Genomic DNA, 17,083 nt, shown 5'->3' with positions numbered 1-17,083 from the left:
ATGAAAGGCATAATAAATGGCGCTTGCAAAGCTTCCCACGTTTTATTATCACACACACTTTGTTGAGTTTTTAGACTTTATTCGAGGGCCTAACGCGCATTTATTAAGCGCTAAGCACGAGCAATTTATCAACACTTTTTTCAAGCTAAGCCATCATGAGCAATGCATGTTGGTTCGGTTGATTAATCGAAAATATCCGGTAATAAAACGCACAAGCTTGCGTTTTGATGAACTACCTAATGTAAGTGAATTATTAAAGACATTGAATCAAGTAAATTGTCTGACAGACATCACGCAATGCCATGCAAAGGATCTATTGAACGTACTAACAAAGCCTGAGCTTCAAACAATTCATAAAGACTGCCAACCACCGAATTCTGACACTATTAGTCGTTCTGCAAGCAAAGAGTTTTGCTTGCAAGCGTGCATTACGCTTGACCCAATTGACATTGCTCAGCATCCGATTTGTCAACATTATGTAAGGCGCAATACCGACCCGATTATCGAGTACTTTTTATTTCTATATTTTGGGCATCTTAAAGGCAAATTAAATCAGTTTTCGATGCGAGACTTAGGCCTTATGCGCACAAGAGAAGACCAAGCTCATATGCAAGCTCGTTTTATGTGTATAGAAGAAGCAACAAGTTGTTTTGAGTTGCAGCAAAGTTTGCACAAAATTAAACACACAAAAGAGTTTTGCGAACAGGAAATTGAAGGCTTATATAAACACGTTCGTCAGCCAGTTGGCCAGCAAGCAATTAGCTTACATGGAAAGCTCTGTTATCGATTAGCAAAGCTTATGCTCGAATTTAACGCCCATAAAGCAATCGCGATCGTCGAGCATATTGAGCATCCACTTGCTGCTGAATTCTGGTGCCGACAAGCACATAAGTTAGGTCAATTAGAGACGGTTGAATCGCGTTTAAATTCAATTATAGATGCACCACAAAGTGATACCTTGCTGCAGTTTGCCCATGATTTTTTAGCGCGTAAATATCAAAAAAAGAGAACCAGTGTGTTAACTGACATGCTGCGCAACAATACCAAACATATATCGATAGATGAGCTATATAAAGGACAAGTTGAGAGAGGTGTTGTTGATTATTATCACGCTCGTGGCGAGCAAGCTTGGCGAACGGAAAACTATATCTGGAATAATTTGTTTGGTTTGGTGTTTTGGTCGCCCTTGTTTGATAAAGAAGGATTTGGCCTAGCAACGCCCTTTGATTACTTACCTGCAAGCATTAAGCATCACAACTTTATTGATATTGCCAAAGATGATATTGAGCAAATACTAGATGCAATTCAAAGCAATCAAGATATGCTTGAGCACATCACAAAAAATGCCGCTAGGCATTTTGGAAAGAGTCAATCTATTGTTAGCTGGCGTGCGAATATGCTGGATATTCTTAGCATACTTATAAAACATAGTAATCTTGATGCACTGAAAAAACAGCTCTTATATATTGCACAAAACTATCAACTGCATAATGACGGTTATCCTGATTTAATGATTCTATCAAAAGGCAAGCTTCGCTTTGAAGAAGTCAAAGGAGAAGGTGATAGTTTACGCCAAAACCAACTATGCCAAATTCAACATCTTCAAGCCTGTGGATATGATGTCAGCATTACGACTGTCGATTATATTGTGGACCCATCCCAAGCATACGTCGTTGTTGATATCGAAACCACAGGCGGGCGAAACGGTTATCATAAAATCACTGAAATAGGCATGGTAAAAGTCATTAATCACGAGGTTGTCGATACGTGGCAAAGCTTAGTCAATCCGCAACGTCGCATACCTAGTATGATCACGCGTCTTACCGGCATCACCGACGAAATGGTCAGTGATGCCCCTGTTTTTGGGGATCTTGTATCTCAAATCGATAACTTTACTCAAGGCTGTGTATTTGTTGCCCATAATGTCAACTTTGACTATGGTTTCATCAAATCTGAGTTCGCTGAATTAGGACAAGCGTTTAAACGACCAAAGTTATGCACCGTACAACAAATGCGAAAATACTATAAAGGGCTAGCAAGTTATTCTTTGGCTAATCTGACTAAGCATTTTGATATCGACATGCAGCGCCATCACAGGGCGATGTCTGATGCCGTTGCCGCCAGCGAGTTATTAAGCTTGGTTAATCATGCACGAATTGACATACAAAAGTCAGCAAAAACGGCAACTCAATAATCCATTTAAGCTTAATACTCGTTTTAAATAAGATTGAGTTAATTTATTACATGTTACGTCCTATATTATGAATACAAATAAAGTTGCTAAAAAACACAACCTAGATGAGCAGCAACACTCTAGAATTATTGAGATGGCATGGGAAGACCGTACACCCTTTGAAGCAATCGAAAGGCTCTATGGCCTAAAAGAGCCACAAGTGATTGAGCTGATGCGCGCTAGTATAAAACGTAAAACATTCAATAATTGGCGCGAGCGCGTCACCGGCCGTAAAACTAAACATTTAAAGTTACGCAGCCCTGACGTATCAAGAGGCTACTGTTCAACCCAATATAAACCTGTTAGAAAGCGCTAAAGGTACTTATTTAATGAGCCAAGACGAATTGCAAGCCCTAAAAATAGCTTTTACTTTCATGCCTCAAGCTATTGAGGTAACAAAATATGAGTATGGTGACGATTACCAACGAGTACTCGAGCAGGTCGAATTTGTAAGAGGTGTTTTGCTTGACAATGATGTGGATCCTGACGAAGTATCAGGGGATATCAATCCTGACTCTACCCCCAACTCTTGTTATTAGTAAGTACAGCAATACTTGAACATTACTCCTACCCCACCAAAAAAACGGACACTTATAAAAGAGCTAGGCGCATTAAAAGACGTGGCCACACTTTTACATCCAAGAACGTCTAAGACACTTCATCATTTAAAAGGTGATGGGCAGCACATCATGCTAATTCCAGGGCTAGGTGTCGATGGGCGTTTTTTTAAACCCATGAGTAAATTTTTGAATCGCCATGGACATACTACTCATGATTGGGGTCTTGGTGTCAATGATGCAGGTTTTAACAGGCGATTCACTAAAAGCGATATTACCATTGACTGGCAACCCAACGAACACCCTGATGGCAGGCCTATCCACAAAAATGAATGGGGCGTTGCTTATCTTTGCTCAAAAGCTGCACAACACGCTCAAAGATTGTCGGAACACATAGGCAAACCAATTGCGCTTGTTGGATGGAGCTTAGGTGGTTATATAGCCAGAGAGGTTGCGCGGGCTCTACCTCAACATATTTCAAAAGTAGTCACGTTTGGCTCCCCGGTCGTCGGTGGTCCCAAATACACAGCTGTTGCTTGGCGCTTTAAACGACTTGGTGTGGATGTGGATTGGATTGCAAAAGAAATCAAGCAACTAGATAAAATACCTATTACTCAATCTATTACTGCTATATACAGCAAAAATGATGGTATTGTGCATTGGAGTGCCAGTATTGATAAACTGTCAAAAAACGTAAAACATGTCGAAGTGAAAGCCTGTCATTTAGGTATGGGTTTTGATTATCAAGTTTGGCAAGAAGTGCTACAAGCGCTTAAAAATGACTAAATAGTCAATACTTAGCCTTGTTGTAGCGCTATTATTAGCGGTTTATAAAACGACTTACCAACCGGCAATTCCACATCATTTGCTAACACAACACTAACTTGCTCATCGCCTGTTGTTCTTAGCTCACGTATTAGTGACTTCTTGACGACATATCCTCTATGGATTTGAATAAATACATTAAGCGACAGGCATGTCATCAAATGCTTTAATGAGCCTCTTAGAAGATGCTTTCCTTGCTCATGGTGAATATCAACATAATTACCATTTGTGGCTAACCAAATGATACTTGCGGTTGGAATAATGCGCAAATTGGCGCTTGATTTGATGAGAATATTGTCTAATGGCTTCGTCTCACTCCATGCAACTTGAGTTGATAGCGCTCCACTATGAGTTTCTTGGTCTTCAAAAGCCTTTTCGAGCCTTTGTAAGCACTGAGTAATACGAGCATCATCAAACGGTTTTAATAGATAGTCCATTGCATATAATTCAAAGGCAGCAACCGCATAGTCAGAAAATGCAGTCACAAAAACAATAAGCGGTGGTGCTTTGAGTGCAATTATGTGTTTAGCCAATTCAATGCCATTTTGTCCCGGCATATTGATATCTAGAAACACTACATCCGGTTTTAGTCTGTGAATGTCCATCAACAAAGACTTACCTGATGGGAATGTATGGACTTGTTGCCATTTTGCATGTTGAGTAATGCTATGCACTAGGTTGTCCCTGACCATAGGCTCATCATCTATAATGAAAACTCGATAGCTCATAAAAGCACTATTTGTTTAGGAAACCTTAAGCACACTTCAAATTTATCATCGCTTTTTATTTTCCGTAAGCTAAAACAATTTGGGTATAAATGCGCCATGCGTGAAGACAAATTCTCTAATCCTAATCCACTATTTCTATTGGTCAGTGAGCCACTTATCAATGAATTACTGACGCATATCTCGATTTCATTCCCATGTTGAGCAAGATCAACGTGTATATCAACGGTTTCTTCTGTGGTTTCAACGCCATGTCGAAATGCATTTTCTAAAAGCAACTGTAAAGTAAACGGCGGACACATTGCATCGTTATCTAATTCGTGAATGTCTAGATGACAATTAAAGCGCTCCTGAAACCTTAATTTCTGTAAGCTAATATAATTATTTGAAAAATCAAGTTCTTCGTTAAGGGTGATTATATTTTCGCTTGAGTATTCAATGGTAAATCTTAATAGGTCACCCACCTTAGCAATGGCCTCAATTAGCCTTGCGCTTTCACCCGTTCTAGCCAGCGCACTGATAGCACTCATGCAATTAAACAAAAAGTGAGGACTTAATTGGGATTGCATCAATTGCATGTTCTGTTGAGCTAGTCGCAATGCAGATTCAATACGCTCTTGCTCTAAGCTTGCATTTCGTTGTTGCGCTGAGCGCGTTTGTTCAGACAATGTTAAGCCCAAGCAAGCGACAAAGGTCATCGCATAGATAACCATATAAAAGAAAATCACCGAATTACTTGTTTGGCTAAATTTGCCTATCCATTGCTCTAAGCCACCTCCTTCAATAAGCGTTCCAATGGAGTATTCAACGCCAAAATAAAAAGGTAACCACACGACCATGGTTAAAACAAAAAGTGTTAACATTCGAAAAATTGCAAAAGGGAAAGAAAGCGATTTCATGGCTTTCAAAAGAAAAGCTGTCACTATTATCCATAACGAATAAGTCAGTATATAAAGACTAACTTCACGCATTCCAAACTCGACGCTTACGCCGTATTTAACAATATCAGAGTACCTCGATAAAGCGTGCAAGGCGCCTACACAGGTCCATGCGAGTAGGGCCCACATTAAGGTTTTTAACATTGATATTTATTCCTTTTTTACTTCTTATTTAATGTTTTACGACCAGCAATGCTAGTACATTTTACTCACAATTATCAGTTGATTAGTCACTATATTTCTGGGTGTTTATCACAAAGCTGTTGTTCACAATTTCGATTCATTTAAGGATTATCTGGCACTTACAAAAAGGGAACCACACATGAAAACAGCAAGTACGCTTTGTTCTAAACACCATAATATTACTACTACTTTATTACTCGTATTAACAATACTTTTGTCACCTTTGACACACGCAGATACTTTTGTTGAAACAATCGCTGACGTATCCGCCAGAGATGGGGTAACGGTATATAATAATGAAATTTACGCAACAAATTATAATAACGGACGTGTCTATAAAGTGCAGTTAGACGGCACAAGCACCTTGGTTCTAAATGATAATAATCGAGGCCCTGCTGGTATAAGGTTTGATGACCAAGGTAATATGTATATTGCTTTGTATAATACCTCTCAGGTAATCAAAATTGATGATCAAGGCAATGAAACTATCTTCGCCGCTGGCGTCAATGAACCCATCGCTCTTGATTGGGATAGTAATAATGACTTGTATGTCAGTAGCTTTAACGGCCCCACTACTATTACTCGATTAAGCGCTGATGGTTCTCAATCTCAAGTAGCTAAAGTTCAAGCCCTAACAAATGTATCGAGTCTTTGTTTGGACAATAGTGATCATATTTACGTCACAAGCTATGGCTCAGGTGATATATACCAAGTCACGCAAACCGGCATCGTGAGTCTATTTGCAAGCACCAACCTTCCAGGGATTTCTTTTTTACAGTTTGATGATACTAATGAGTTATTTTATGCCACAGGAACTAACACCAATTCAATAATTTCAATCAATATGGATGGCACCAGTCAAACTATATTGCAAAGCACCGATGGCGGTGTGCAAGATGGCCCTGTGAGCATTGCCACAATGAATAGTGCTATTGGCTTAGCCATTAGCAATATGGGAACGCAAATTTACTTTGTCACAAATGACCATGTCAGGCGCTTAGTGATTGCCGACCCTAATGTTGATCAAATCAGGCCTTATTTTACCAGCGATAACGCAATAAATATTGATGGTGGTACCGACTTTTCACATCAGTTTATTTTTGAAGACCCCAACAGTGACCCACTAAGTCTACAAATTGACAATATGCCGCAATGGGTCACTTTTGATGGCGTTGATACAATATCAGGGACTAGCGTTTCTGAAACAACCAGCACTGTCATAAACCTAAGCGCCAGATTAGACGATGGTAGTGATGAAGTAACTCAAGGTTTTCGTATTACCGTGAGTGCTGTTGCCGCGCAGCCCAATCCTGATCCGGTTGTAACACCTACACCGCCAGTGAGCTCAAGTGGAGGATCTACCAATATTTTTGTTCTGATTATTTTAAGTTTACTGTGTTGTGCAAGAAGGCAACGATTGTAAATTGCGCGAATAACAAATGAAGCGATTGAGTAATTATAGATATTGCTCAATCGCATTTTGTAAACTTTGCTGTGACAATTCGCCATTGTGGCTATAGACAAGCTGCCCTTGCGCGTCAAAAAACAAAGTAACAGGGAAGCTAAAAATTCCCTTATTTTCAGCAATCTCACCTTGAGTATCGATCAAGATATGTTCAAAATTCAATTCATGTTGTTGCATAAAAAAGGCGATTCTCTCACTCGTTTCGCGTTGATTAAGTGAAATAAACGTAATGTCTTGATAGCGCTGCTCGGCTTGAACTAACAAAGGCATTTCTCGAATACAGGGGTCACAAGAGCTTGCCCACAAATTCATGACAATTGCTTGGTCTTGGCTGATATCTCTTATTTTTACTACTTTGCCATCAAGCGTCATAAAGTCACTATCTGGAATGACTGCATGGGAGCTTGCCACCGCAATCAAAAAACTAAAACAGGCATATGTCCCAATCATTGTGAATACACCAACAAACATGGGTTTACGCTGCTTCGTCCTAAGTTGTTGAACAATCAACACAGCTAAAGACATAAGCAAAGCGGCTGTATAATCGATGCCACCGTCAAAGATATCGACAAATTGACTCACACTGTTATAACTTTCGTTAAAACGAACAATATATACAATTCGCCCTACCACTAAACCAGATAACAAAAATACTGTCAGTGCCCCCAAAGCATTGCCTTGGTGCTTCCTAGCTGAAATCAAAGTTACAATAACACCAATGACAATACTGATAATGAGCAGAACCGGCCATACTGTAAAAGAGACTATGCCAAGGCTTACAGATGTCATGAGGCCACTTCCTTACAAAAATTCGCCATGCTTCGAGCTGTTTCTAAACTGATTTCCGGACATGTAGTTGGGAAAATCTCAGTTGCATGGATAGTCCCCATTACTTGTCGACAGTTCGCTGGCACTCCTGCTCGCAAAAGCGCTCGATAAAAATTTATCCCTTCATCTGCCAAGGGATCGCATTCGTTTACACTTATCATTGTGCGAACTAATCCTTTTAGATCGTTTTCATCAGCAAACCCTGGCCATGCTAGTGGATTACGCTGATTAAATGCTTCAATCCCGTAAATCATCGCCGCTTGGTTATTATGTAAATCTAATAGAATGCCATTATTAATCGTCGACGAGGGGCTTTGCGGGTTTGGCCAGCTACCTGCAATATAGGGACAAAGCGCATAAATACCGCTGATAAGCGACAAACGTTTTTGTTGTTTTAACACTAAGGCAGATGCAATGGCAAGATTTCCACCACCGCTGTCACCTGCCACGACAATTCTTTTCGCATCAATTCCCATCTCAGCACTGTGTTGACTAAGCCATTTTATTCCTGACACACAATCATTTAAACCGGCTGGGAAGGGGGCTACTTCAGGTACAGAAGAGGGGACAAGAGCATTACGAAAATCAACCATTGCAACTGCCACACCTTGAGCTGCGAGGATGCGCCCCCATGCTTTGTAATTGCCATCATAGCAAGACATTGTCGCCATACCACCGCCATGAATGTAATAAATACAAGGTACTACGCTATCGTTGTCTGGACGAATAAACTGAATATTGATTGCGTTACCATCGGGCGCTGATATTAGTGTTTTATGGCTAACCGTCATTCCTGTACTTGGAGCAACATCTTCATTATCACAAGTGTCCAAAAAAGCTTTGACCATGTTTCTTGCTGTTTTTGCTCTTTCAGAATTGGCGGCTTCTAGCGCCGCTTGTCGACTTTCAACATCATTTGAACCGCTAAAACTAACCTTACCAAACACCGCTTTGATTCGGGGGTCGATGCGCGGATCATTTTTGATTTTACTCATGTTTGTCGCTCCTTATTGCCAACCTTGCTTCCACAAACTCGGGTTTTTAAGATCTCGCCATTGAATATCGAATCGACGCTTTGACATGACTGACTCAGTTTTACATTCGATAACATTCCCATCATCGTCATATTTAACTAACACGACACTAAAGTGCTTTTCTTTTTTGCGCATAGACATTTGCTCTTTCAATACAGATTGAGCTGTCCATTTGGTGTGTAGCAACTTTTTCGGTGATACTTGATTCACATACAATACACTTTATTCAAAACCATAAGCCTCTTTACGCAAGTGCATCCAAACGCGATCAAGCTTGACCTGTTAATGAAAACTTAGTGCTTGTGTGGTACAGAAATAGGACGACTTTCACTAAGGATTAGAAAAATAGTCTTTATCAGTTTGTTTTAATAATTTAGGTATTTCAACTGGCACATGTACGCCAACGTGCTGATTTGCATTAATAAGCTCATCTAAAATATAGTTGCCTTCCATTGATAAAAAGAACCAATACGGAGGAAACGCCATATCACTTGTACGCGCCTGCCAATGTTCTTTAAATGGCAAATAATGGTTATCATCAGGGTCCGCGTCACCCATATGCATAACGGTGATAGGGTGCTTATTTTCGTCCGATAATGTAACTCTAAATATAAGATTCTGTATATCAGCGCGCCTTAGCCAGCCAGCGTGAGGTATTCTGACACCTTCAACAATAAGACCCTTATAACTTAGGGTTTTTGCAGCTTGGTTAAAAGCCAAATCAATAGGGAACAATTGTGAAGTTACTTTTTTGGCGTCTGGCAATGCGATTAGTTCGTCCGTCGCCTGTTTAGGCGCAAATAAAACGGTATTAGGAAACTTAGTCAAATATTCAAGCATTAAATCAGCCGCAAAATGATCGCCATGAGCATGGCTTATCACTATCGCGGTTAAGTCGTTAAAAGGCGCCTCACCGGCAAATATAGATGCAAGGGTTTTATCAGCAACTAATTGATAAATGCCATAGTCATTATGAAAAAAAGGGTCAAAAAGAACTTTTGTTCGTCCATTTTCAATTAAGACTGATTCGTTAGCAATGTACTTTGCGCTGGGTTCATGAGCATAACTTTGCTCACTAGTTATGCATAAAACCACTACGAGAATACACATATAAACATTGCTCATTTTTAGCCTTTCCATTGTTTGGCGCTCATTTGTTTTTAGCTTCGATGTCGTCAATAAGCGCTTTTCTAAACTGCGGGACAAGATCAAAATACCAAGTTTCTGTGTTTGCTTTATTTGGCGCCCTAAGTTCAATCGCTTGCACTGGAAGGTCATCCACATATTGCAGGGACTGCCCTACTGCAACCATTTGATGTAACTGAATAAAGGCATAAAGGTCACTTAAGCTTGTAATATAAATAGGTGTTTGAGGCGTTTTGCCATCGCCAGTACGCCAAGTCGCTTCAATTAACATATCAAGTAATTCATTATGATAAGCAGCTAAGTCAATATTACCCACTTCAAACGCGCAAACCGCTACACCATAATGCGCAGTTAACGAAATATAGTTAAGTGTTAACAATACTTCGTTTATTGAGATACATTCGTCCCACTCATTGTTCTCCATAAAATTTTGAGACAATAAACGAGTAGTTTGCTCTTGGTCACTACTTGGGTTGTACATCGATGTAAGCGGATAAAGCCGTAGGATGTCATCAAAATCTTGGTACGTCGCTTTATTGTCTTTGATTTTTTGAACGATTAGTTGGTAATCATTATCAGCGGCTTGATAGTTTAATACATTATTAAGTTGTGTATTGTCAGATTGCGCTTGTTTGTCTGGCGCTGTGGCACAAGCTCCCAACACTGCAACAATGCATACTAATATTGCAGATTTTAAGATATTTCGCATAACTCCCTCGCTGCACAGTTTTATACCTGACACACAGTAAAGTATATTATGTTTGTACGATCTTGTGTACTGATTCAAGTTAAATTACTCATCGCTTTAATAAGAATAAATATTCTTATAAAGACTTACTTAGCAGATGATAATGACTTATTCAAAGCATCGATATAGCCATTTCGTAAGCATTGATGATCATCATAAAAACCAGACTCTCGAAGGTAATTGTGCATTTTTGGTAAATGGTAAGGCGGTATATTTGGCACCATGTGATGCTCGACATGATAATTAACATAGTTCGGAGCAATGAATACACGAGACACGAAATTAACCAATGTGGTATTGGTATTATCACGTGGGTCTTTTGACAAGCGATCGGTAACGGTGCCATGCTCGCCAATGTGACGAATCCGAGCCACAATCGGAAATACAAATAACTCAGCAGCCCACCACAAAGCATATGCCCATGCATGACCTAGATAAACAAAAAGGGCTAAAAGTGCACAGTGAAATATGAGCCATCGTGTCGTACTCAGACTGATTGTTTTCATCCTAAAAGCCATCAGTTTAAGCCCTGTGAGCCCGATTAAATCACGCGTGAATTTCCGAGCTAAACTGGCGCGACTCACCGGATAACCTTTGATTAAGGTTAAGTCAGGATCTTTGTCACTGCCTGTATATCGATGATGAGCATTATGAGTTTGCCGATACGAATGCAAAGACATATTAATTGGCGAACCACACACATAGTGCCCTACGAAATCATTTACCCGAGCTTGAGTAAACAAAGCATTATGACTGCAATCATGCACTAATATTGCCAGTCCAAGCTGCCTAACGCCAATAATAACAACGGCAAACAAAATGGTTAAAATATTTGGGTAGGTGATAGCAAGTGTGAAAGCAAATACAATTAAAGCAATGTTAACAAAGACCATCATAAGCGCGCTCAAATTTGAACGTTTCCGTAAGTCCTGTAAGACTTGCTTTGGTAAATATTGATGAATGTTTTGCATACAATAACCCTAACAAATATTACGCAAAAAAAGAATCATTATGACTTAATCTTGTGGCGACCAATCTAGATCTAATTCGGCTTCTTCTATTAATGCAATGAACGGTTCATCTTGGGATAACTTAATCCATATTGTTAAAAACTGCGCATTTTGGCTAACTGTTTCATAGTCTTGTTCATTTTCTGCCCACTCAAAGGTACTTGAGACTCTAAAGGAGTATTCATATTTTGAACCTTTCGATAGCTCTGCTTGTAAAGCCTCATATGCAATTATGCCAGCAGGAGATAGTTTAAATAAGCTATCGTGCCTTTTGACTGATGAAGAAAACCAAGTTTCTTGAGTGAATGACCATGCATCAGAGATTTTTTCAAGCGCAAACGAAAATTGTCGAGCCCCTGTCTCATCGGTCAAAGTAATGGTTAAGTTAGTGCTGCTTGCATCAATGCCCAAGCCACCATCAAGTTGCGTTTTCACTCGTAAATCATCAGCCGGTATATCTATAAGATCACGCGTCTGAAATCCCGCAAATTTTATCATTGTAGAAACAGGTATACTGCTACAGCCACTAATTACCAAAGCAAGTAAAACACAACATATTTTATAATAAAGAACGAGCATTCTTAATCTACAGGGTATATCCATGATTGCTATATCGCTATTCATTGACTAATAAATTACTATTATTAGACATCCACAATCTCCAGTAAGGCACTGGCTAAATCCCTTTTTGATAAACCTTGACCAGCTATGCTATTCAGCTTGTGTGCTCTGGTTTTTATTATCGCAATACATCGTTCAAAAGCCTGACGGATTTCAAGATCAGTGCCCTTAACTTTGCTAGGGTCCACAAGCCCCCAATGTAGACGTAGCGAATCACCAAACCAAACTGGGCATGTTTCATTTGCGGCATTGTCACACACTGTGATAACAACATCTGCATTAAAATCGACAAACTCATCCCATGACTGGCTGTTAAGACCTGCAGTTTGATATCCAGCCTCTTGTAGATATTTAATCGACAAAGGATGAACTTCACCGCATGGCTCACTACCTGCACTTTTTGCAATAACATTATCACATTCGTGTTGGGTTATAACTTCTGATAATATGCTTCGGCAGCGATTGTGCGTGCAAATATAAAGTACTTTTAACACTGTAATGGTCCACAGAAATAAGTTAACTAAGTAGATACCATAAAGATTACGCGAATATGACATTGCTTCGCAAGTAACTTCCTTTACATCGAACATAAGCCTTGATAGCCTTGCTACACGATAGATATAGCACTCATAATTTACACGGATTAGATATATGAGATTCAGTAAAATTCAAGTCCTGATAATCGTAGTTTTCCTGTTTTTCACAAGTACTGTTGCATATGCGTTTGAGATTACTCAAGCGTGGACAAAGTATGAAACTGAAAACTATGTTTTGTATACCGACGACGAAGAAACAAAAGCATTGGAGCAACTCCAAAAGCTAGAGATTTTCGCAGCAACCCTTAAAGACTTATTGAAATTTCAACTAAGGTCTATCGTTACCGACTCTCACTATTTACCAGTTCGACACGAAACGCCTGTTTGACGAATTTGTTGGCAATAGGTCAATAATTGGTTTCTACAGCACCTAAAACAATGGTCCATTTATTGTTGTCGCACCTCACTCAACTGGCGGTACATCACAATATGAAACCTTGTTTCATGAGTATATTCACTTTTTTCAACGTGGTGTAAACGGTCCCAAACAACCACTTTGGTATAGTGAAGGCATAGCTGACTTTTTTAGTTCTCTTCGAGTGGGGAAAGACAATATTTTTCTTGGTTCCTTTCCAAAAGGAAGGGCTGATACACTGCGCTACACAAAGATGTACGATCTCGAGACACTTTTTAATGCCACACAATACGAAAGCGACCCGCAAGATAACGCCCGTTTGTACGCGGCGTCTTGGTTAGTTACAAGCTTTTTTATGCTCAGTGGTCGCAATGGTTTTGAGAATTACAATACACAACTAAACAAGATGTTGGCATTGCAACAAAAAGATGTAATTGGCATTGATGCCTTTAATCAAGCATTTGATATAAGCATTGATGAGCTCAAACTTAAATTGAGAACATATGCTAAACGACCAAATATATCTGGCGTCAAGTTGCCTATTCCAGATAAAAACATCGAGGTCGAACAAACAGCCTTGAGTATCGGTGAAAGTTATTCGGCGTTAGCCAGCGCAGTACCTTCGAAAAACAGTACACTTTTTGAATCTCTATTACTAAAAGGTGCTGAGTCATTAGACCCTACCTCCTTGGCCCGATTGGCCGCATTGAAAGCGCTTGAGGGTGACAAATCAGAAGCAATGAAACTGATGGCAAAAATCAAGGACAGCAGTGAACTTGACTACGACACCCTCTTTTTTATGGGCGAATATTTTTTCAATCTTAGGTATGCAGACAAAAATGTTAAAACCTTAGACAAGCAGGCCTTGAGTGAAGCACTGGATTTGTTCGAGAAAAGTATTGAAATTAAACCTCAAATCTTTTCTTTGCGTAGGGTGTTTCAAATTCATGCTCAATTAGGAAATATGGATAAGGCAGATGAATATGCTCAAAGACTATACCAAGCGTTTCCCTTAGATTTACGAGTTAATATCGACGTGGGTTTGTTTATGGCAAAAAAAGGAAACACGGCCTTTGCTGAATTTTTGTTAAATAATGCCATCAAATGGTCATCGCATGACGTAATCGATCCACGAGTCGTATTAGCACTTGCAAAATTGAAACAAAAAACCAACTAAAATCTATTAGTAAGTATAACTAGCAATAACTACCCATATAAGTTTTAGATAGTGTTAAAGTTTAGCGTTTTATATTTTTAAAACAGGTACTTAAGCCAGACTTAGATTTTATGTAATGAATAGTTTACAGCCCAATTGCTTGTTGAATACCCCATCACGCTTTATGAGCGCAGGAAAAAAGGATTTGCGTTGACAATTGACTTTACGCAAAGCATTCTTACGTGTTAAAGCAATACTGCATCCGCGCTTACTTGATATGCAGGATCTTTGCTTACCCTAATCCCATAGAAAGAGTCATTAAAAATGTTAAAGGTTTCTAAGTTAAGTAGTTTAGCGTTGTTTTTGCTAGTGGCTGGTTGTGGTGGCAGTGACAGTGAGCCAGAGCCTCCTGCACCGGGCCCTGAAATACCAGTAGCCAACACACCACCAAGTGCCGAGTTTGTATTGCCAACCACTGGAACAACACTTGATTTTGGATCAAACCTTGACGTTGAAGTTAATGCTAGCGATTCAGACGGCGAAGTTGCCTCAGTAGCACTGTTTATCAACGATACTTTGGTTAGCGAGGATACTCAAAGCCCTTATCAGTGGGTACACAGTAGCTCTAACCCTATTAGCGCTTTACAATCACTTAATTCAGGTGATTATACACTTAGCGCGGTCGTCACCGATGATGATGGTGATCAAACAACGATAACGCAAAGCGTTTCGGTATCTGAGGCACCAAATGTTGCGCCATCAGTAAGCTTTATCAATCCTAGCGCATCTGTTGAACTTGAGAATGGTTCTGACTTATCAGTGCGTGTTGATGCTCAAGACAGTGACGGTGAAATTGTATCGGTCAGTTTATCGATTAATGGCGAATTAGTATCCCAAGATACTCAAGCGCCTTATCAGTGGGATGCATCTAATGATGCCCTAAGCAGATTAAGTGGCGGTAGTTATGTGCTTGACGTCGTTGCTATAGATGATGGCGGCCTTGAAGCTACCGCAACTTTGGTTGTTATAGTATCAGATGAATCATCAAGCTTAATAAAAGATATCAATACGGCGCAACGCTTTATGTCATTTGCGGGTTTTGGGGCATCGATGCAAGAGCTTGAAGCAATGGTAAATACCGATGCTGCTGATTGGTTAGCTGCACAATTTGCTATGCCTTACCAGTCTTATTTAGAAGCTATACAGCCACGATTAATGATACAAGATGGCCCTGAACGAAGGTTTTCACGCACTTCAACTTATCGTTATCATTTAGAGTTATTTTGGGATAATGCTTTTAGTGCAGACGATATTTTACGACAACGTATGTTATTTGCTCTATCACAAATTATTGTCGCAACAGAAAATGACGCCAGACAAGCCCACCGTGAAGCATACTATCTAGACCAATTGGGTAAGCATGCATTTGGTAATTATAAAGACATCCTTACAGATATTACTTATGCGCCAATTATGGGAAGATACTTAACATATATCAACAACCGCAAAGGCGACCCGCGCACAGGGCGTTTACCAGATGAAAACTACGCTCGTGAAATTTTACAGTTGTTTTCAATTGGTCTTGTTGAACTTCAGATGAACGGCGAAGCAAAACTTGAAAATGGTGAAGCGATTGAGACTTATGACAATGACGATATTGTTAATTTAGCAAGAGTATTCACAGGCCTTCGTTATGATACGAGTTTGGGTGACACTGTGGCTGTTCATACCTCACCAATGGAAATGAATGAAAACAATCATTCAAGCTTAGAGAAAAACTTTTTATCAACCAGTATTGCTGCTGACACTGATGGCACAACAACAATTGGTTTAGCCATTGACGGTATTTTTGAACACCCGAATGTTGCGCCGTTTATTGCTCGCCAGCTCATACAACGTTTTACCGCTAGTAGTCCACAAGCCGATTATGTTGAACGTGTGGCCATGGCATTTGAGACCGGTGAATTTGTTTCAGATAACAATATTACCTTTGGTGATGGCCAGCGCGGCAACTTAGAGTCAACACTAGCTGCGATTTTACTAGAGCCAAGCTTATTTGATGAGCCAGACTCCTCAGTTGCCGAATCAGTAGATGGCAAAATCCGCGAACCTGTCCTTCGGTTTGTGCATTGGGGCAGAGCCTTTAAATTAGCCAATGTCGATAGCGCATCTGAAACAAGACTGCGCGGTGCTGCTAGTCCCTCTACAGCATTGGGTCAAAGACCATTTGGTGCACCGTCTGTATTTAATTTTTATCGGCCTTAGCTATATTGCGCCTATGGTACGCGCAGTGGAGAATTAGGTCTAACCGCGCCAGAGTTTCAAGTGACAAACACCGCATCGGCGATTGGATTTACCAACTTTATCACCGACTTTATTGTCGATAATACACCGACTCGAAGTAGTGAAAACACGTTTATTCCTGACTACTCTGATGAACTCGCATTAGCGGATGATGCTCAAGCCCTAACACAACACTTAGCGGTGTTGTTGACCGGTGACCGGATGACTGATGAATCCAAACAAGTCATACAAGATGCTGTCGCGTCAATCGCCATCAGAGACACAAACGAAGACACGGATAAACTCGCCAGAGTGCATTTGGCTATCATAATGGTCACAAGTGACCCTTCGTTTACTGTAATTTATTAATAGGTGCTATT

Annotated in this window: 19 protein-coding genes; 9 read left to right on the top strand and 10 right to left on the bottom strand. The window is 40.0% G+C overall.

Going from position 1 to position 17,083, the window contains the following annotated elements:
• Nucleotides 1–16: 16 nt before the first annotated feature.
• From ACZ1G6_RS17055 to ACZ1G6_RS17040, 4 genes are all read left to right on the top strand, one after another.
• Nucleotides 17–2,194, top strand: coding sequence for an exonuclease domain-containing protein (locus ACZ1G6_RS17055; RefSeq protein WP_472617389.1), 2,178 nt, complete (start codon nucleotides 17–19; stop codon nucleotides 2,192–2,194).
• A gap of 67 nt (nucleotides 2,195–2,261) precedes the next feature.
• Complete coding sequence (locus ACZ1G6_RS17050; protein WP_472617388.1) at nucleotides 2,262–2,549, top strand: TIGR03643 family protein; 288 nt, start codon at nucleotides 2,262–2,264, stop codon at nucleotides 2,547–2,549.
• A 13-nt stretch (nucleotides 2,550–2,562) separates the two neighbouring features.
• Nucleotides 2,563–2,772, top strand: coding sequence for a penicillin-binding protein (locus ACZ1G6_RS17045; protein WP_472617387.1), 210 nt, complete (start codon nucleotides 2,563–2,565; stop codon nucleotides 2,770–2,772).
• A gap of 81 nt (nucleotides 2,773–2,853) precedes the next feature.
• A complete protein-coding gene (locus ACZ1G6_RS17040; protein ID WP_472617386.1) occupies nucleotides 2,854–3,576 on the top strand; it encodes an alpha/beta hydrolase family protein in 723 nt (240 codons plus the stop codon).
• A gap of 11 nt (nucleotides 3,577–3,587) precedes the next feature.
• Here the strand turns inward: ACZ1G6_RS17040 and ACZ1G6_RS17035 are convergent, their stop codons facing one another.
• Both ACZ1G6_RS17035 and ACZ1G6_RS17030 read right to left on the bottom strand, forming a co-directional pair.
• Nucleotides 3,588–4,343, bottom strand: coding sequence for a LytR/AlgR family response regulator transcription factor (locus ACZ1G6_RS17035; RefSeq protein WP_472617385.1), 756 nt, complete (start codon nucleotides 4,341–4,343; stop codon nucleotides 3,588–3,590).
• A complete protein-coding gene (locus ACZ1G6_RS17030) occupies nucleotides 4,340–5,422 on the bottom strand; it encodes a sensor histidine kinase (protein ID WP_472617384.1) in 1,083 nt (360 codons plus the stop codon). The genes ACZ1G6_RS17035 and ACZ1G6_RS17030 overlap by 4 nt, the downstream gene beginning before the upstream one ends.
• Nucleotides 5,423–5,600: 178 nt before the next feature.
• On the opposite strand from ACZ1G6_RS17030, the gene ACZ1G6_RS17025 reads away from it, so the two are divergent.
• A complete protein-coding gene (locus ACZ1G6_RS17025) occupies nucleotides 5,601–6,884 on the top strand; it encodes an NHL repeat-containing protein (RefSeq protein ID WP_472617383.1) in 1,284 nt (427 codons plus the stop codon).
• Nucleotides 6,885–6,917: 33 nt separating this feature from the next.
• Here the strand turns inward: ACZ1G6_RS17025 and ACZ1G6_RS17020 are convergent, their stop codons facing one another.
• From ACZ1G6_RS17020 to ACZ1G6_RS16985, 8 genes are all read right to left on the bottom strand, one after another.
• On the bottom strand, nucleotides 6,918–7,715 hold the full coding sequence (locus ACZ1G6_RS17020) for a TlpA family protein disulfide reductase (RefSeq protein ID WP_472617382.1): 798 nt from the start codon (nucleotides 7,713–7,715) through the stop codon (nucleotides 6,918–6,920).
• Complete coding sequence (locus ACZ1G6_RS17015) at nucleotides 7,712–8,749, bottom strand: alpha/beta hydrolase fold domain-containing protein (protein ID WP_472617381.1); 1,038 nt, start codon at nucleotides 8,747–8,749, stop codon at nucleotides 7,712–7,714. The genes ACZ1G6_RS17020 and ACZ1G6_RS17015 overlap by 4 nt, the downstream gene beginning before the upstream one ends.
• A 12-nt stretch (nucleotides 8,750–8,761) precedes the next feature.
• Entirely contained in the window at nucleotides 8,762–8,998 is a 237-nt protein-coding gene (locus ACZ1G6_RS17010; protein WP_472617380.1) for a TIGR02450 family Trp-rich protein, read from the bottom strand.
• A 120-nt stretch (nucleotides 8,999–9,118) separates the two neighbouring features.
• A complete protein-coding gene (locus ACZ1G6_RS17005) occupies nucleotides 9,119–9,913 on the bottom strand; it encodes an MBL fold metallo-hydrolase (protein ID WP_472617379.1) in 795 nt (264 codons plus the stop codon).
• Nucleotides 9,914–9,938: 25 nt separating this feature from the next.
• Nucleotides 9,939–10,643 carry a DUF4919 domain-containing protein gene (locus ACZ1G6_RS17000; RefSeq protein WP_472617378.1) on the bottom strand — a complete coding sequence of 235 codons (705 nt, stop codon included), beginning with the start codon at nucleotides 10,641–10,643 and terminating at the stop codon, nucleotides 9,939–9,941.
• A gap of 125 nt (nucleotides 10,644–10,768) precedes the next feature.
• Nucleotides 10,769–11,653 (bottom strand): fatty acid desaturase family protein, encoded by an 885-nt coding sequence (locus ACZ1G6_RS16995; protein WP_472617377.1) that lies wholly within the window; start codon nucleotides 11,651–11,653, stop codon nucleotides 10,769–10,771.
• Between the two features lie 45 nt (nucleotides 11,654–11,698).
• Nucleotides 11,699–12,190, bottom strand: a complete 492-nt coding sequence (locus ACZ1G6_RS16990; RefSeq protein WP_472617376.1) for a hypothetical protein — start codon at nucleotides 12,188–12,190, stop codon at nucleotides 11,699–11,701.
• 146 nt (nucleotides 12,191–12,336) lie between these two features.
• Nucleotides 12,337–12,903, bottom strand: coding sequence for an arsenate reductase ArsC (locus tag ACZ1G6_RS16985; RefSeq protein WP_472617375.1), 567 nt, complete (start codon nucleotides 12,901–12,903; stop codon nucleotides 12,337–12,339).
• A 61-nt stretch (nucleotides 12,904–12,964) separates the two neighbouring features.
• Here ACZ1G6_RS16985 and ACZ1G6_RS16980 point away from each other — a divergent pair, with 61 nt between their 5' ends.
• From ACZ1G6_RS16980 to ACZ1G6_RS16965, 4 genes are all read left to right on the top strand, one after another.
• Nucleotides 12,965–13,237: a hypothetical protein gene (locus ACZ1G6_RS16980; RefSeq protein ID WP_472617374.1), complete on the top strand. Its 273-nt coding sequence runs from the start codon at nucleotides 12,965–12,967 to the stop codon at nucleotides 13,235–13,237.
• Nucleotides 13,238–13,346: 109 nt separating this feature from the next.
• Nucleotides 13,347–14,441, top strand: a complete 1,095-nt coding sequence (locus tag ACZ1G6_RS16975; protein WP_472617373.1) for a tetratricopeptide repeat protein — start codon at nucleotides 13,347–13,349, stop codon at nucleotides 14,439–14,441.
• Nucleotides 14,442–14,744: 303 nt separating this feature from the next.
• Nucleotides 14,745–16,685, top strand: a complete 1,941-nt coding sequence (locus ACZ1G6_RS16970; RefSeq protein ID WP_472617372.1) for a DUF1800 family protein — start codon at nucleotides 14,745–14,747, stop codon at nucleotides 16,683–16,685.
• A gap of 60 nt (nucleotides 16,686–16,745) precedes the next feature.
• Nucleotides 16,746–17,072 (top strand): hypothetical protein, encoded by a 327-nt coding sequence (locus ACZ1G6_RS16965; protein ID WP_472617371.1) that lies wholly within the window; start codon nucleotides 16,746–16,748, stop codon nucleotides 17,070–17,072.
• The last annotated feature ends 11 nt before the right edge of the window (nucleotides 17,073–17,083 follow it).

It is taken from the genome of Glaciecola sp. HA4-3 (assembly GCF_055693685.1).
The sequence above is the reverse complement of the archived record's forward strand: the minus strand, read 5'-3'. Positions and strand labels throughout refer to the sequence as shown.

Coding starts and splice junctions, on each gene's coding strand:
- ACZ1G6_RS17055 (WP_472617389.1), top strand. CDS start 17: ATGGCGCTTGCAAAGCTTCCCACGTTTTATTATCACACACACTTTGTT.
- ACZ1G6_RS17050 (WP_472617388.1), top strand. CDS start 2,262: ATGAATACAAATAAAGTTGCTAAAAAACACAACCTAGATGAGCAGCAA.
- ACZ1G6_RS17045 (WP_472617387.1), top strand. CDS start 2,563: ATGAGCCAAGACGAATTGCAAGCCCTAAAAATAGCTTTTACTTTCATG.
- ACZ1G6_RS17035 (WP_472617385.1), bottom strand. CDS start 4,343: ATGAGCTATCGAGTTTTCATTATAGATGATGAGCCTATGGTCAGGGAC.
- ACZ1G6_RS17030 (WP_472617384.1), bottom strand. CDS start 5,422: ATGTTAAAAACCTTAATGTGGGCCCTACTCGCATGGACCTGTGTAGGC.
- ACZ1G6_RS17025 (WP_472617383.1), top strand. CDS start 5,601: ATGAAAACAGCAAGTACGCTTTGTTCTAAACACCATAATATTACTACT.
- ACZ1G6_RS17020 (WP_472617382.1), bottom strand. CDS start 7,715: ATGACATCTGTAAGCCTTGGCATAGTCTCTTTTACAGTATGGCCGGTT.
- ACZ1G6_RS17015 (WP_472617381.1), bottom strand. CDS start 8,749: ATGAGTAAAATCAAAAATGATCCGCGCATCGACCCCCGAATCAAAGCG.
- ACZ1G6_RS17005 (WP_472617379.1), bottom strand. CDS start 9,913: ATGAGCAATGTTTATATGTGTATTCTCGTAGTGGTTTTATGCATAACT.
- ACZ1G6_RS17000 (WP_472617378.1), bottom strand. CDS start 10,643: ATGCGAAATATCTTAAAATCTGCAATATTAGTATGCATTGTTGCAGTG.
- ACZ1G6_RS16995 (WP_472617377.1), bottom strand. CDS start 11,653: ATGCAAAACATTCATCAATATTTACCAAAGCAAGTCTTACAGGACTTA.
- ACZ1G6_RS16990 (WP_472617376.1), bottom strand. CDS start 12,190: ATGATAAAATTTGCGGGATTTCAGACGCGTGATCTTATAGATATACCG.
- ACZ1G6_RS16985 (WP_472617375.1), bottom strand. CDS start 12,903: ATGTTCGATGTAAAGGAAGTTACTTGCGAAGCAATGTCATATTCGCGT.
- ACZ1G6_RS16980 (WP_472617374.1), top strand. CDS start 12,965: ATGAGATTCAGTAAAATTCAAGTCCTGATAATCGTAGTTTTCCTGTTT.
- ACZ1G6_RS16970 (WP_472617372.1), top strand. CDS start 14,745: ATGTTAAAGGTTTCTAAGTTAAGTAGTTTAGCGTTGTTTTTGCTAGTG.